This is a genomic window from Cellulosimicrobium cellulans, assembly GCF_016907755.1.
Classification (GTDB): Bacteria; Actinomycetota; Actinomycetes; order Actinomycetales; family Cellulomonadaceae; genus Cellulosimicrobium; species Cellulosimicrobium cellulans_D.
In genome coordinates this window covers 3,631,951-3,647,471 of record NZ_JAFBCN010000001.1, presented here as the reverse complement: position 1 = coordinate 3,647,471, position 15,521 = coordinate 3,631,951, and the positions used below count along the sequence as shown (strand labels likewise).

Here is a 15,521-nt window from a genome sequence, read left to right as displayed (position 1 = left end):
GCGGGCCGGTGCCCTGAGCACCGGCCCGCCGGGCACCGCGCTCGGCGTGCGGGCGCTCGGCGGACGGGCGGCCCATCGGCCGGGCCGACCGTACGCTGCCCGCACGACGAGCTCCACGGGGACCTCCGGGTCTCCGGCCCCGGCGCCCGGGAACGGGCGCTCCGGCCCGGCGCCGGGGCACCCCGGGGACCGACGACGACCGTCGGCCCCGGAGCCACCCACGGACCACGACGAGGTGATGACCCGATGTCCCGAACGTCTCCGCAGCCCAGCGGCACCAGCACCAGCCCCCGATCCCGGGTCGGGGTGCGCGCTCTTCTCACGGCGGCGCTCGGCGTGCTGCTCGGCGCCGTCGTCGCGCTGCTGGGTGTGGCGGCCCCCGCGGCCGCGCACGGCGGCGACGTCGTGATCTCCCTCGGCACCGACGGGGAGGGCGGCGTCTCCGCGAACCTGACCTGGAAGCTCGACGGCCACCCGGTCGAGGAGGCGGCCGACGTCTCCGTGACCGCGCAGTCCGCTGCCGGCCAGACCGTCGGCCCCCTCACCCTCTCCTCGGCGTCGGAGGGCGTCGGCTGGTACACGTCCGAGCCGGGCGTCCTTGCCGAGGGCAACTGGACCCTCACCGCGACGATCACGCACCCGTCCGAGGCGACCGCGTCCGCGCAGGTCGACGTCGTGCCTCTGCCCGAGCCGGCCCCGCACGCGGACGACGAGGCCGCGGCCGGTGCCGAGGACGGGGCCGCCTCGACGGGCGCCGAGGACGACGCCGCCGCGGCGGACGGGTCCGGTACCGCGGACGAGGAGCCCACGGGAGGCGGCGCGGGCGTGTGGATCGCGGTCGCCGTGGTCGCCGTGCTCCTCCTCGCCGGCGGCTACGTCGTCGTCCGCCGCCGCTCGCGCGCTGCCGCCGCCGACGAGTCGTCGGACGGCAAGCCCCGCTCCCTGACCAGCACGTCCGCCCGGTGACCCCGGGCGCGATACCGAGAACGACCGAAGGAGACACGACCATGGCACGACCGATCACCCTCTTCACCGGGCAGTGGGCAGACCTGCCGTTCGAGGAGGTGGCGCGGCTCGCGTCCGGCTGGGGCTACGACGGGCTGGAGATCGCCTGCTGGGGAGACCATCTCGACCCGTGGCGCTGGGACGACGACGAGTACGTCCAGGGCAAGCTCGACCTCCTCGCCAAGTACGACCTCAAGGTCTACGCGATCTCGAACCACCTCAAGGGCCAGGCCGTCTGCGACGACCCGATCGACCAGCGCCACCGCGACATCCTCCCGGACGTGGTGTGGGGCGACGGCGACCCCGAGGGCGTGCGTCAGCGCGCCGCCGAGGAGATGAAGCACACCGCGCGCCTCGCCGCGAAGCTGGGCGTGAAGACGGTCGTGGGGTTCACGGGCTCGGCGATCTGGAAGTACGTCGCGATGTTCCCGCCGGTCTCCCAGGAGGCGATCGACGCCGGCTACCAGGACTTCGCCGACCGGTGGAACCCGATCCTCGACGTCTTCGACGAGGTCGGCGTGAAGTTCGCCCACGAGGTCCACCCGAGCGAGATCGCGTACGACTACTGGACGACCGTCCGCACCCTCGAGGCGATCGGGCACCGCGAGGCGTTCGGCCTCAACTGGGACCCGAGCCACATGGTGTGGCAGGACCTCGACCCGGTGAGCTTCCTGTGGGACTTCAAGGACCGCATCTACCACGTGGACTGCAAGGACACGAAGAAGCGGATGCACAACGGCCGCAACGGCCGCATGGGCTCGCACCTGGCCTGGGCGGACCCGCGCCGCGGCTGGGACTTCATCTCCACGGGCCACGGCGACGTGCCGTGGGAGGACGCGTTCCGCATGCTCAACACGATCGGCTACGAGGGCCCCATCTCCGTGGAGTGGGAGGACGCCGGCATGGACCGCCTGGTCGGCGCGCCCGAGGCCCTCGAGTTCGTCAAGAAGTACGCCTTCGACGCTCCGGACGCGGCGTTCGACGCCGCGTTCTCGACCAAGTAGCACGCACAGTCTCCCGCCGGCCGGCTCTGCCGGCCGGCGGGTGGGGGAGAACAGTCCGACACGCCACCGCCCCCGGCCCCTCGACGGCCGGGGGCGGTGGCGTGCCTGCGTCCGTGGGCGTCGTCGCCTGTCGTCCCGCCCCTCGTCGCCGCCCGTCGTCGCCCCGAGCCAAGGCCGTGTGATCCTTCACATTTTGTTTTGCGGTTTGGGTTATATAACCGTGACGATCAATGTTCGGCTTTTGCTTGACGCTCGACAGAAGTGACCCTACGTTGTCATCCATGCGAGCCGACGACGTCGCGCAGGACGTGCGCACCCCGGTGCTGGAACCGGGTGCGCACCTCCCCGGAGCGACCACGACAGGGGCCCCCGCCGCCCAGACGACCTTCCCCGCCAGCGCGCCCGACGAGGGCGGCCTGCCCGCCTCCGGCTACCGTGCGGGGATCCTCGGCGCGGGCTTCATGGGTGGCGTCCACGCGCGCGCCGTGCGCACCGGGGGCGGTCGGGTCGTGAGCGTCGCGGCCGCGGACCTCGAGATCGCCCGCGCAGCGGCGCCGGGCCTCGGTGCCGAGCGCGCCGTCGCCAGCGCGGAGGAGCTGCTCGCCGACCCCGAGGTCGACGTCGTGCACGTGTGCACGCCCAACCACCTGCACGTCCCCCTCGCCCGCGCGGCGCTCGCGGCGGGCAAGCACGTGGTGTGCGAGAAGCCGCTCGCGACCGACGTCGAGGGGGCGGTCGAGCTCGCGGGGCTGGCCGCCGAGGCGCGCGCCGCCGACGGCCGGGTCGCCGTCGTGCCCTTCACCTACCGGTTCCACGCGATGGTGCGCGAGGCTCGCGAGCGCGTGCGCCAGGGCGAGGTCGGCACCATCTCGCTCGTGCACGGCTCGTACCTGCAGGACTGGCTCCTGCGGGAGTCGGACGACAACTGGCGCGTCGACCCCGCGCTCGGTGGCGCGAGCCGGGCCTTCGGCGACATCGGCTCCCACTTCTGCGACCTGCTCGAGTTCACCACCGGCCACCGCATCGCCCGGCTCGTCGCGCAGTCGGCCACCGTCAACCCGCGCCGCCGAGGGGCGGACGGCGTCGTGCACGAGGTCGCGACCGAGGACGCCGTCACGCTCCAGTACGCGACGGACGGCGGGGCGCTCGGGACCGCGGTCATCTCCCAGGTGTCGGCGGGCCGCAAGAACCGCCTCTTCCTGGAGATCTCGGGCTCGGAGTCGACGCTGTCGTTCGACCAGGAGCAGCCCGAGACGCTGTGGGAGGGTCGCCGTGACGTGTCGCGCCTCCTCGTGCGCGACCCCGAGGCGCTCTCCCCGGCCGCGGCCCGCTACTCGCGCCTGCCCGCCGGGCACGCGCAGGGCTACCAGGACTGCTTCGACGCGCTCGTCGCCGACACGGCGACGGCGATCCGCGGCAGCGTCCCGGACGGCCTGCCCACGTTCGACGACGGCCTGCGCGCCGCCCGCCTGGCTGCCGCCGTGGCCGAGTCGGTGCGTTCGGGCGGCTGGGTGGAGGTGCCGGCATGACCGCGACGACCACGCGCGAGCCCCGGCCGCCGGCGACGGGGGAGGGCGGCGACGAGCCGATCCTGCGGCTGCGGGGCATCGGCAAGGAGTTCTTCGGCAACTCCGTGCTGCGCGGCATCGACCTCGACGTGCGTCCGGGCGAGGTCCACGCGCTCGTCGGCGAGAACGGTGCCGGCAAGTCGACCCTCATGAAGATCATCGCGGGCGTGCACCGCCCCGACGCGGGCACGATCGAGCTCGACGGCGAGACCACGACGTTCGCGTCGCCGCTCGCGGCGCAGCACGCGGGCGTCTCGACCGTCTTCCAGGAGTTCAACCTCCTGCCCGAGCGCTCGCTCGCCGAGAACGTCTACCTCGGTCGCGAGCCGCGCCGCGCGGGCCTCGTCGACCGGCGGCGGATGCACGCCGACACGACGGCGCTCCTCGCCGACCTGGGCCTCACCGGCCTCGCGTCGTGGACGCGCGTCGGGTCGCTCTCGGTCGCGCAGCAGCAGATCGTCGAGATCGTCAAGGCCGTGTCCTACGACGCGCGCATCATCTCGATGGACGAGCCGACGGCCGCGCTCGCGGACCAGGAGGTCGAGCTGCTCTACGAGCTCGTCCAGCGGCTCAAGGAGCGCGGCGTCGCGATCCTCTACGTGTCGCACCGCCTCAAGGAGATCTTCGACCTCTGCGACACCATCACGGTGCTCAAGGACGGCAACCACGTCCTGACGACCCCGACGGCGGACATCGACCCCGACCGGCTCGTGCGCACCATGGTCGGCCGCGACTTCGCCGGGTACTTCCCGGACAAGGACGCCTCGACCGTCCCGGGCGAGGTGCGCCTCGCGCTCGAGGGCGTCGGCAACACGCAGGTCGACGACGTGTCGCTCGAGGTGCGCGCGGGCGAGATCGTCGCGCTCGCCGGGCTCCAGGGCTCGGGGCGCACCGAGATCGCGCACGGCATCTTCGGCATCGCGGGCTTCACGCGGGGCCGCGTGCTCGTCGGCGGCAAGCCGGTGGACGTGCGCTCGCCGCGCCAGGCGGTGCGCGCCGGGCTCGCGCTCGTGACCGAGGACCGCAAGGCCGAGGGCCTCGCGCTCGGCCAGTCGATCCTCGCCAACGCCCGGCTCGTCCTCGACGCGGTCGTCCCCGGGCAGGCGGACCGGCGCGCGAAGCGCATCCCGGGAATCCTCTCCTCGCTCGAGCTCGTGGCGAGCTCGCAGGAGGCCGAGGTCCAGTACCTGTCGGGCGGCAACCAGCAGAAGGTCGTCCTCGCGAAGTGGCTGGTCACCGACCCGCAGGTCATCGTCCTCGACGAGCCGACCCGCGGCATCGACGTCGGTGCCAAGCGCGCCGTCTACGACCTCATGCGCGAGCTCACCGCGAGCGGCGTCGCCGTCCTGTTCATCTCCTCCGAGCTCCCCGAGGTCGTCGCGATGGCCGATCGGGTCCTCGTCATGCGCGACGGCCGCCTCGCGGGCGAGCTCCCCGCGGGCAGCGACGAGGAGACCGTGATGGCCCTCGCCACCGGCGCGGGGGAGGACACGTCGGGCGAGCACGTCCACGTCGACCTCGGCGCCCTCGCGGACGCCGCCGACCTCCCCGGCACCGAGCCCGGCACCCCGCACGACACCGACACCGACGGCCCGAAGGAGGACCGATGAGCACCGCGGTCGCGACCGCCGCCCCCACCGCGCGCCGCGCCCCCGCGCGCCGGCGCCGCCTGGGGTCGACGGAGATCGTCTACCTCGCCCTCGTCGGGATCCTCGTGATCGCCGGCGTCCTCGTCGCCGTCGGCGGCGGCAACCTGTTCAGCACCGCCAACACGGCGTACATGCTCACGCAGACGAGCCTGCTCGGGTTCGTCGCGGTCGGGCAGACGTTCGCCATCCTGTGCAAGTCGCTCGACCTGTCCGTCGGGTACGTCGTGGCGCTCAGCTCGATCGTCGGCGCGACGACCATGGCGGGCGACCCCTCGCGCGTCTGGCTCGGCGTCCTCGCGGCGGTGGGCGTCGCGGCGGTCGTCGGCCTGGTCAACGGGCTCGTCATCGCCAAGCTGCGCGTCAACGCGTTCATCGCGACGCTCGGCGTCGGCCTCATCATCAAGGGCTACCTGGACACGCAGTTCAAGGGCCCGGCGGGCGAGGTGCCCGCCTCGTTCCAGATGTTCGGGTACACGCGCGTCGGCCCGGTGCCGGTCTCGACGATCGTCATGCTGCTCGTCGCGGCCGTGGGCGTCGTGCTCCTGACGCGCACCCGCCCCGGCTACCACATGTTCGCCGTCGGGGGGAACACCGACGTCGCGCGGCTCTCGGGCATCCGGACCGACCGGACGCTCATCCTCGCGCACGTGCTGTGCTCGGTCTGCGCGGGCGTCGCAGGCCTCCTCATCGCCGCGCGCTTCGGCACGGGCAACGCGCTCGTGTACTCCTACGGCCTCGACCTCGACTCGATCGCGGCCGTCGTCCTGGGCGGCACGCTCCTCATGGGCGGGCGCGGCTCGATCGTCGGGACCGTGGGCGGCGTCCTCATCCTCGCCGTGCTCGACACGGTGTTCAACGTCCTCGACGTCGACCCGTTCTTCAAGGACGTGCTGCGCGGCGTCATCATCATCGCCGCCGTCGCGCTCTACGCCCGGCGTCAGATCGACCCGGCGAGCAGCCGGGCCCGCTTCCGCCCGACCCGCACCGGAGGTGCGTCCGCATGACCACCGACACCACGCGCCGGACGATCCCCGCGCACGCGCCGCGGGCCGGCTGGCTCGAGCGTCTCACCGCGGGCGGGAGCTGGACCGTGTTCGCGCTGCTCGTGCTCGTCTTCGCGGTCATCCTCGTGATGAACCCGTCGTTCGGCGAGCCCATGTCGCTCATGGCCTTCGTCAAGAAGGCGGCACCGCTGGTCATCCTCGCGATCGGACAGTACTTCGTGATCGTCTCGGGCGAGTTCGACCTCTCGGTCGGCTCCCTCGTCGGTGCCCAGGTCGTCATCGCGGCCAAGCTCATGGACGGCGAGGACTCGATGACCTGGCCGGTCATGGCGCTCATGATCGTCTTCGGCCTCGCGGTCGGCCTCGTCAACGGCCTCGTGACGACGCTCCTCAAGGTCCCGTCGTTCATCACGACGCTCGGCATGATGCTCGTGCTCTACGGCGCGATCCGGCTCTGGACGGGCGGCGCCCCCACGGGCGCGCTGACCGACGGCTTCCGGCAGTGGGGACGCGGGGGCATCCCCGACACGCCCGGCCAGTTCCAGGTGCCGTACGCGCTCATGGTCGTCGTGGTGCTCGGCGTCCTCGCCGCGCTGCTCATGCGCCGCCCGTTCGGCCGCACGCTCGTCGCCACGGGCGACAACGACGTCGCGGCCGGCTACGCCGGGAGCTCCGTCTGGTGGGTGCGCACGCGCGCGTTCCTCCTCTCGGGCTTCATGGCGACCGTCGCGGCGATCCTCATCGGCGGCTACGCCGGCGTCACCGCGCAGGTCGGGCAGGGCCTGGAGTTCATGGCCATCACGGCCGTCGTGCTCGGGGGCGTCGTGCTCGGCGGCGGGCGGGGCACCGTGATCGCCGCGATGGCCGGTGCGCTGACCCTGGAGGCGCTGTTCACGCTGTTCAACCAGCTCAGCCTCCCGTCGACGATCCGGCCCGCGATCCAGGGCGTGATCATCATCGCGGCCGTCGCCTACGCCGCGCTGCCGCGCCGGTCGCGGCGCCGCGCGTCCACCCCGGACGGCCCGACTGCCGCGGGCCCGACCACCGCACCGAAGGAGCCCGCCCCCGCGAACGCCTAGCCCTCGCGCCGGCGGGACCTGAACCCGCGCGACGTCGATCCCATCCGAAGAAGACCCCTCAGAAGAAGTCCCCACCCTTTCGAGCTGTACCCCCCTTCCCCCGCACGCTGCGGGACGACGACGTCTCACCCCCAAGGAGAGAAGGACATGCGACGTACACGAGCACTCCTGGCTGGCGCGGCGGTGGCCACGCTGTTCCTCACGGCCGCCTGCACGACCGACACCCCCACCGACACCGGCGAGGGTGGCGAGACCTCGGCCGAGGAGAGCCCCGCGAGCGAGGAGTCCGGCGGCGCCGACTCCGAGTGGTTCGTCCAGGCGGACTACGACCGTCAGCTCGCCCAGCGCGAGGTCGTGCCCGAGGGCCCGGCGGACCAGCCGTGGCTGCAGGCGATCGAGCCCGAGTACGTGGACACGGCCGAGTACGCGAACGCGGAGGGCGGCAACACGCTGTGCTTCTCGAACGCGTCGGTGTCCAACCCGTGGCGCGTGACGGGCTGGATCACGATGCAGCAGCAGGTCGACGTGCTGAAGGCCGAGGGCGTCATCGGCGAGTTCCGCGTCTCGGACGCGGCGGACGACGACAACAAGCAGATCTCCGACATCCAGGCGTTCGTCGAGGCGGGCGACTGCGACGCGATCGTCATCTCCCCGTCCACGACGGCGACCCTGACGCCCGCGGTCGAGGCCGCGTGCGAGTCGGGCAAGCCGGTCATCGTGTTCGACCGTGGCGTGAACACCGACTGCATGGTCACCTTCATCCACCCGATCGGCGGCTACGCCTACGGTGCCGACGGCGCCGAGTTCCTCGTCGAGAACCTCGACCCGGGCTCGAAGGTGCTCGCGCTGCGCATCCTGCCCGGCGTGGACGTGCTGGAGAACCGCTGGGCCGCGGCCGACAAGATCTTCTCGGAGTCCGAGCTCGAGGTCGTGGGCGCGGAGTTCACCGGTGGTGACGGCGCGAAGATCAAGGACATCGTCACGCAGTACCTGCAGCGCGGGGACGTGGACGGCATCTGGATGGACGCCGGTGACGGTGCCGTCGCGGCGGTCGAGGCGTTCGAGGACGCGGGCAAGCCCTACCCGGTCTTCATGGGCGAGGACGAGATGAGCTTCCTGCGCAAGTGGCAGGACACGGACATGACCGCCCTCGGCGCCGTGTACTCGAACTTCCAGTGGCGCACGCCGATCCTCGCGGCGCAGATGATCTGGGCCGGCGAGCAGGTGCCCTCGGAGTGGGTCCTGCCGCAGTCGCCGATCGAGGCCGAGGAGCTGGACGCGTACCTCGAGGCGAACAAGGACATGCCGTCGCTGCACTACGCGAAGTTCGGCGGCGAGGACCTGCCGGGCTTCCCGGAGGCGTGGACCGACCGCTGACCCGTCGTCCGCACCGGACCTGAGGGTCCGTAGAACCATCGGTCCGACCCTCGCGGTCGGGCCAGGAGGGGCCGCCCGGTCGTCGTCCGACCGACCGGGCGCCCCGCCCGCCCGACGGCGCGGCGCACCTCCCGTGCGGAGGTGGCCCGCGGCGTCGGGCCCGCGGGCGGGACGGCCGAGCGCTCGGACCCGACGAGAGAGAGCGACGTGGCTCTTCCTACCCCGACCCCGCCGCTGCGCCGCCGCGCGCTCGGCGTCAACACGTGGGTCTGGACCTCCCCGCTCACCGACGACGCGCTGCGCGGCATCGCGTCCCGCGTCGCGGCGTGGGGCTTCGACGTGCTCGAGCTGCCCGTCGAGAACCCGGGGGACTGGGACCCGGGGACCGCGGCGACGGTCCTCGCCGACCACGGCCTCGGTGCGAGCGTCTCGCTCGTCATGGGCGAGGGACGCGAGCTCGTCGCCGCGGACGCCGCGACGGTGCGCGCCACGCAGGACTACCTGCGCCACGTCGTCGACGTCGCGCGCACGGTCGGCGCCCCGGTGATCGGCGGCCCGGCGTACGCGTCGGTCGGGCGCACGTGGCGCCTGAGCCCCGCCGAGCGCGCGGCGGCGTACGAGGAGCTCGCCGAGAACCTCGCGCCGGTCGTCGAGCACGCGATCGCGGCGGGCGTCGTCGTCGGCCTCGAGCCGCTGAACCGCTACGAGACGAGCCTCGTCAACACCGTCGACCAGGGGCTGGAGGTCGTGCGGCGCCTGCCCGCGGCCGGCATCGGCCTCATGCTCGACGTCTACCACATGAACATCGAGGAGACGGACCTGCCCGCGGCGGTCGCGCGCGCGGGCGAGCGCATCGCGCACGTCCAGGTGTGCGGCAACGACCGCGGCGCCCCCGGGAACGATCACATCGACTGGCCCGCCCTCCTCGCCGCGCTCGACGCGACCGGCTACGGCGGACCCCTCGTCATCGAGTCCTTCACCGCCGACAACGCGACGATCGCCACGGCCGCCTCCATCTGGCGGCCGCTGGCGCCGACCCAGGACGCCATCGCCGTCGATGGCCTCGCCCACCTGAAGGGACTGATGCCCACGCCGGAGCACCCCTAGCCGTAGTCGATCCACGACCGCAGCGCCGGCACGCCGCGGGATGACGACCCCCCTGCCCGGACGACGACGTCCGGGCCCGCACGTCATGCCCCTGGAGGCAGCACGATGACCGCACGACGCCCACGCAGGGCGAGGTCCGTCGCGGCACTGACCATCGGAGCGCTCGCGTTCACGCTCGCGCCCGTCACGATGGCCAGCGCCGCCGACGACCCCGTCCCCGCGGCCGAAGAGCACAAGGTGCTCATCTTCACCAAGACGACCCAGTTCCGACACAGCGAGGCGATCACGCAGGGCACCCCGGTGCTCGAGGCGGCGTTCGCGGAGGTCGGCATCGCGTCCGACCACACCGAGGACTCGACGGTCTTCAACGACGAGTCCCTCGCGCAGTACGACGCCCTGGTCATGTTCCAGACGTCGGGCGACCCGTGGAACGCCGACGAGAAGGCGGCGCTCGAGCGCTACCAGCAGGCGGGCGGCGGCATCGTCGCGATCCACAACGCCACGGACATGCGCGGCAGCTACGGCTGGTGGGACGACATGATCGGGGCGCTCATGCCCGGTCACGCCGCCACCGGCAACAGCCCCGGCCTGCCGGGCACGGTCCGGGTGGAGGACCGCACGCACCCGTCGACCGAGCACCTCTCCCAGCGCTGGACGCGCGCGGACGAGTGGTACAACTACTCGGCCAACGTCCGTGGCAGCGCGCACGTGCTCGCCACGATGGACGAGTCCACGTACGACGCGGGCAGCAACAAGATGGGCTACGACCACCCGATCTCGTGGTGCAAGCCCTACGACGGCGGTCGCGCCTGGATGACCGGCATGGGCCACTTCGGGGCGCACTACACCGACGAGCCCGACCTCGTGCAGCACATCGTCGGCGGCGTGCAGTGGGCCGCGGGCCTCGTCGAGGGCGACTGCGGCGGCACCGACTGGGGCTCGTTCGAGAAGATCGCTCTCGACTCCAACACGAGCGCGCCCTTCGGCATGGACGTCGCGCCCGACGGCCGCGTGTTCTACACCGAGCTCGTGCGCGGGCAGATCCGCGTGTACGACCCGCGGACGCAGAACACGACGACCGCGATCACCATCCCGGTGTACTCCGGCGGCGAGGACGGCCTGCTCGGCATCGCGCTCGACAAGGACTTCGCGGAGAACGGGTACCTGTACCAGTACTACGCGCCCGCGAGCTCGAACGACTCCGACCCGGCGAACTTCTTCAGCCGCGTCTCGCGGTTCACGGTCTCCTCCGAGGGGCCCGGCTCCACGGTGATCGACCCGGCGTCGGAGAAGGTGCTCATCGAGATCCCGGCCGGGCGCCTGCCCGACGAGCCGGGCCACACGGGTGGCGGCCTCACCGTCGACCACGAGACCGGTGACCTGTACATCGGCGTCGGCGACGACGTGAACCCGCACTCCGAGCCCTCGGGCGGCTACGCGCCGATCTCCGAGCGCGACGGCACGTTCCACGACGCGCGCGCGACGTCCGCGAACACGAACGACCTGCGCGGCAAGGTCCTGCGCATCCACCCGGAGGCCGACGGCACCTACTCGATCCCCGAGGGCAACCTGTTCGCCCCGGGCACCGAGAAGACGCTGCCCGAGATCTACGCGATGGGCTTCCGCAACCCGTTCCGCTTCACGATCGACGCGAAGACGGGCAACCTCGGCGTCGCCGACTACTCGCCCGACAACGGGTCGGACAACCTGGCCAACCGCGGCCCGGCCGGCATCGCCGAGTGGAACCTCATCAAGGAGCCCGGCTTCTACGGCTGGCCCCTGTGCATGGGCAACAACGAGCCGTTCCGTGACGTCGACTACCGGACGAACCCCGTCACGGTCGGTGACTTCTTCGACTGCGACGCGCCCGTGAACGACTCCGTGAAGAACACGGGTCTCACCGAGCTGCCCCCGGCCCAGCCGGCGGACATGTGGTACGGCTACCAGCGCTCGTCCGTCCCCGGCGCGATCAACGCCGGCGGCGGCCTCGCGCCCATGGGCGGCCCGTTCTACCAGTTCGACCCGGAGCTCGACTCGGACACGAAGTTCCCGGAGTCCTACGACGGCAAGGCCTTCTTCTACGAGTGGGCCCGCAACAAGATGTACACGATCGACCTCAAGGACCCCGAGGCCGCGCCCGGCGCGACCGACGTCGAGAAGGTCAACCCGTTCCTCCCGCAGGAGCAGTTCCTCGCGCCGATCGACTCGAAGTTCGGTCCCGACGGTGCCATGTACGTGCTCGACTGGGGCGGCGGCTTCGGCCGCGACAACCCGAACTCGGGCCTCCACCGCATCGACTACCTGTCGGGCTCGCGCTCGCCGGTGTCGAAGCCGGTCGCGACGCCGGACTCCGGCATCGCGCCCCTCGAGGTGGCGTTCGACGGCACGGGGAGCACCGACCCCGAGGGCGAGGAGCTCACGTACGCGTGGGACTTCGACGGTGACGGCACGACGGACTCGACGTCCGCCGCGCCCAGCCACACCTACACCGAGAACGGCGTCTTCGACGCGCGCCTCACGGTGACCGACCCCGCCGGCAAGATCGGCACGGCGACCGTCCCGATCACGGTGGGCAACACGCGGCCCGAGGTCGACTTCGGTCTGCCGCCCACCGGCTCCTTCTTCAACTTCGGCGACGACATCACGTGGGACGTGTCGGTGACCGACGCGGAGGACTCGCCCGAGGGTGACGAGATCGACGACGAGCAGGTCATCATCCAGCCCGCGCTCGGGCACGACGCCCACGCGCACCCGGCCGAGCCGCTGCACGGCCGCACGGGCACCGTGGCGACGAGCCTCGGCGGCGGCCACGGCGAGGACATGAACGTCTTCTACGTGATCGACGCGCGCTACACCGACCGCGGTGGCGAGGGCGACGTGCCCGCGCTCACCGGGTCGGACACCACGCTGATCTTCCCGAAGAAGCGCGAGGCGGAGTTCCACGCGGCCTCCGACGGCACCACGACGATCCCGAGCCGGGACGTCGAGGGCGGCGGCTCCGTCATCACCGGGTCCAACGGTTCCTGGGCGTCGTACGACCCCGTGAGCCTCTACGGCGTGCAGGCCCTGAACCTGCGGGTCGCGGCGGCGGCCGAGGGCACGATCGAGCTGCGTCGTGACGCGGCGGACGGCGAGCTCCTCGGCACGGCCGAGATCCCGCAGACCGGGCTCGGCACGTTCACGGACGTGACCGTCGAGGTCACCGACCCCCTGGAGCCGTTCACGCTCTACGTGGTCTTCCCCGGTGAGGGCGAGCGTCGCCTCAACTTCATCGAGGCCGACGGCAAGGGCGTCTCGGACACGACCCGTCCCAAGGTCCGCATCACGTCCCCCGAGGCGGGCGTCCGTCTCGAGCAGGGCGAGATGGCGGTCACCGCGGAGGCGGACGACACCGAGAACACCGTGACCCAGGTCGAGTTCTTCGTCGACGGCGAGTCGATCGGCGTCGACACCACGGCTCCGTACGAGGCCACGTGGAACCCCACGGCGGACAACTACTACGAGCTGACCGCCGTCGCCACGAACGACAAGGGCCTGTACACGCGCTCGCGCGTCGTCCTCGCCCAGGTCGGCGACCTCTTCGCGGGGATGAAGACCTTCACCAACGCGAACGGGACGTTCGAGCAGCTCGCCGAGGGCAAGTACCTCGTCACCTCGGGCGGCGCGAACATGTGGCAGGGCACCAACGAGTACTCGACCATCTACCGCGAGCAGGGCGCCGACGACACGTGGTCGGCGACCGTCAAGGTCAACAGCCAGGGCAACTCCAACGGGTCCGCCAAGGCCGGCATCATCGTCCGCAACGACGTCACGCAGACGGCCAACTCGCAGGGCTACGCGGCCCTGGGCATGCGCCCGAACGGTGGCTTCGAGTGGCTGCGCGGCAACGCCAGCGGGCAGCTCACGACGTCGACCGGCGCGAGCTCGACGAGCTACCCCGCGTGGGTGCGGATCGTGCGCGACGGCGACCTGTACACGGCCTCCTGGAGCAAGGACGGCGAGAACTTCACGCAGATCGGCGAGCCGCAGGCCCTGCCGGGTGCGGCGTCCGTCCAGGACGTGGGTCTCTTCGTCACGGCGCACAGCACGACGGCGACGAGCGCGGTCGAGTTCCAGGACTTCGTGTTCGACGACGACCCGCAGACCGAGGAGCCCGGCGGGGAGAACCCGCCGCAGTGCCTCGCGGACTCGTCCGACGAGTTCGACGGCGACGCTCTCGACCCGCGGTGGACGGTCGTCCGCCAGGCCGAGGGCCAGCCGATCACCGTCGCCGACGGCCACGCGGTCCTGCCGGTCGTGCAGGGCGACATCAACGAGGCCGTGACCGGGCCGATCAGCTACCTCGGTCAGCCCGCACCCGCCGGGGCGTGGACGCTCGAGACCAAGCTCGACGTCCCGCTCGCCCGGCACTGGCAGCACGCCGGCCTCCTGGTCCACGTGAACGACGACGAGTACACCAAGCTCGCGTTCACCAAGAACCAGAGCGGCGCCCGCTTCCTCGAGTTCCAGACCGAGACCGGCGGGTCCCGGACGTGGCACGGCCAGACGGACGTCGCGGCGGGCTTCCCGTCGGCGATCCACCTGCGCCTCGTCTCGGACGGGTCCGCGATCACGGCGGCGTACTCGGCGGACGGCCAGGCGTGGACGGCGCTCGCAGGCTCCGCGCCGGTCAAGCCCGACGCGACGTTCGGCGTCATGGCGGGCGGCGACACGGCGACCGCGAACACGGTCGCGAAGGTCGACTACGTCCACGTCACGGGCGCCGAGCCCGACGACGGCGTCCGCGAGCCGAGCGACGAGTTCGAGGGCGACGCCCTCGACGGCTGCCGCTGGGACGCGATCGTCCGGTACGACGGGTCGAAGGTCGCCGTCGCCGACGGCGAGCTGCGCATCACGACCCAGCCGGGCGACATCAACGCCGGGAACAACGGCGACCCGCGCAACTTCGTCCTCCAGACCGCTCCGGAGGGTGACTGGGTCGTCGAGACGCGGATGAAGGCGCCGCTCGTGCACCGGTGGCAGCTCGCGGGCCTCATCGCGTACGGCGACGACGACAACTACGTCAAGGCCGACGTGCTCGCGAAGAACGCACCGGGCGCGGCGCTGAACCTCGGCGCCGAGCTCGTCTCGGAGAAGGGCGGCCAGTTCGGCAACGGCGGCAACCGCCAGCTCGAGCTCGCCGACTCGACCGAGTCGGGCTACTGGTACGTGCGCCTCGAGAAGGTGGGGAGCACGTACCAGGGCTGGGTCAGCGACGGCGGGGTGAACTGGACGCCGCTGGGCGCGCCGGTGACCAACGACGCGCCGCTGACCAAGGTCGGCCTCATGGCGATCGGCCCGGAGCAGGAGACGCCGGTCACCGTGGCGTTCGACTGGTTCCGTCTCACGACGGAGTCCGAGCCGGAGCCGACGGTCGACGTCGAGGTCACCGCGTCCGCCCGCTGCCTCGCGGGCAAGGCGTACCTCGCGATCCGCGCGACGAACGTCGACGAGGCGCCCGTCGCGATCACCCTGACCACGCCGTTCGGCTCCAAGGAGTTCGGCGCGGTCGAGGTGGGCGGCAACGCGTACCAGTCGTTCGCGTCGCGTGCGACGTCGTTCGACGCGGGCACGGCCACGGTCACGGCGACGCTCGGCGACGTCACGACCGAGATCGAGGTGCCGTACGACGCCGTGAGCTGCGGCTGACGGCGGGCCGGTGACGGGCGACCCGCTCCCGTCACCGGCC

General features: G+C 72.1%; 9 protein-coding genes. All 9 read left to right on the top strand.

Annotated elements, in window-relative coordinates; all coding sequences use genetic code 11:
* Positions 1 to 306 precede the first annotated feature (306 nt).
* Entirely contained in the window at positions 307 to 966 is a 660-nt protein-coding gene (locus JOE63_RS15925) for a hypothetical protein (RefSeq protein ID WP_204542557.1), read from the top strand.
* Positions 967 to 1,007: 41 nt separating this feature from the next.
* On the top strand, positions 1,008 to 2,009 hold the full coding sequence (locus JOE63_RS15920) for a sugar phosphate isomerase/epimerase family protein (RefSeq protein WP_053369958.1): 1,002 nt from the start codon (positions 1,008 to 1,010) through the stop codon (positions 2,007 to 2,009).
* Between the two features lie 281 nt (positions 2,010 to 2,290).
* Positions 2,291 to 3,538 (top strand): Gfo/Idh/MocA family protein, encoded by a 1,248-nt coding sequence (locus JOE63_RS15915; protein WP_204542555.1) that lies wholly within the window; start codon positions 2,291 to 2,293, stop codon positions 3,536 to 3,538.
* Entirely contained in the window at positions 3,535 to 5,187 is a 1,653-nt protein-coding gene (locus JOE63_RS15910) for a sugar ABC transporter ATP-binding protein (protein ID WP_204542554.1), read from the top strand. Before JOE63_RS15915 ends, JOE63_RS15910 begins: the two co-directional genes overlap by 4 nt.
* Positions 5,184 to 6,230 carry an ABC transporter permease gene (locus JOE63_RS15905; RefSeq protein WP_204542553.1) on the top strand — a complete coding sequence of 349 codons (1,047 nt, stop codon included), beginning with the start codon at positions 5,184 to 5,186 and terminating at the stop codon, positions 6,228 to 6,230. Before JOE63_RS15910 ends, JOE63_RS15905 begins: the two co-directional genes overlap by 4 nt.
* The gene (locus JOE63_RS15900; protein ID WP_204542552.1) at positions 6,227 to 7,309 is read left to right on the top strand and encodes an ABC transporter permease; all 1,083 of its coding nucleotides are present in this window, start codon (positions 6,227 to 6,229) and stop codon (positions 7,307 to 7,309) included. The genes JOE63_RS15905 and JOE63_RS15900 overlap by 4 nt, the downstream gene beginning before the upstream one ends.
* Positions 7,310 to 7,456: 147 nt before the next feature.
* Positions 7,457 to 8,686 carry a substrate-binding domain-containing protein gene (locus tag JOE63_RS15895; protein ID WP_087469453.1) on the top strand — a complete coding sequence of 410 codons (1,230 nt, stop codon included), beginning with the start codon at positions 7,457 to 7,459 and terminating at the stop codon, positions 8,684 to 8,686.
* Between the two features lie 207 nt (positions 8,687 to 8,893).
* Entirely contained in the window at positions 8,894 to 9,793 is a 900-nt protein-coding gene (locus JOE63_RS15890) for a sugar phosphate isomerase/epimerase family protein (protein ID WP_307840152.1), read from the top strand.
* 105 nt (positions 9,794 to 9,898) lie between these two features.
* Positions 9,899 to 15,481, top strand: coding sequence for a ThuA domain-containing protein (locus JOE63_RS15885; RefSeq protein ID WP_204542551.1), 5,583 nt, complete (start codon positions 9,899 to 9,901; stop codon positions 15,479 to 15,481).
* Positions 15,482 to 15,521: the final 40 nt, after the last annotated feature.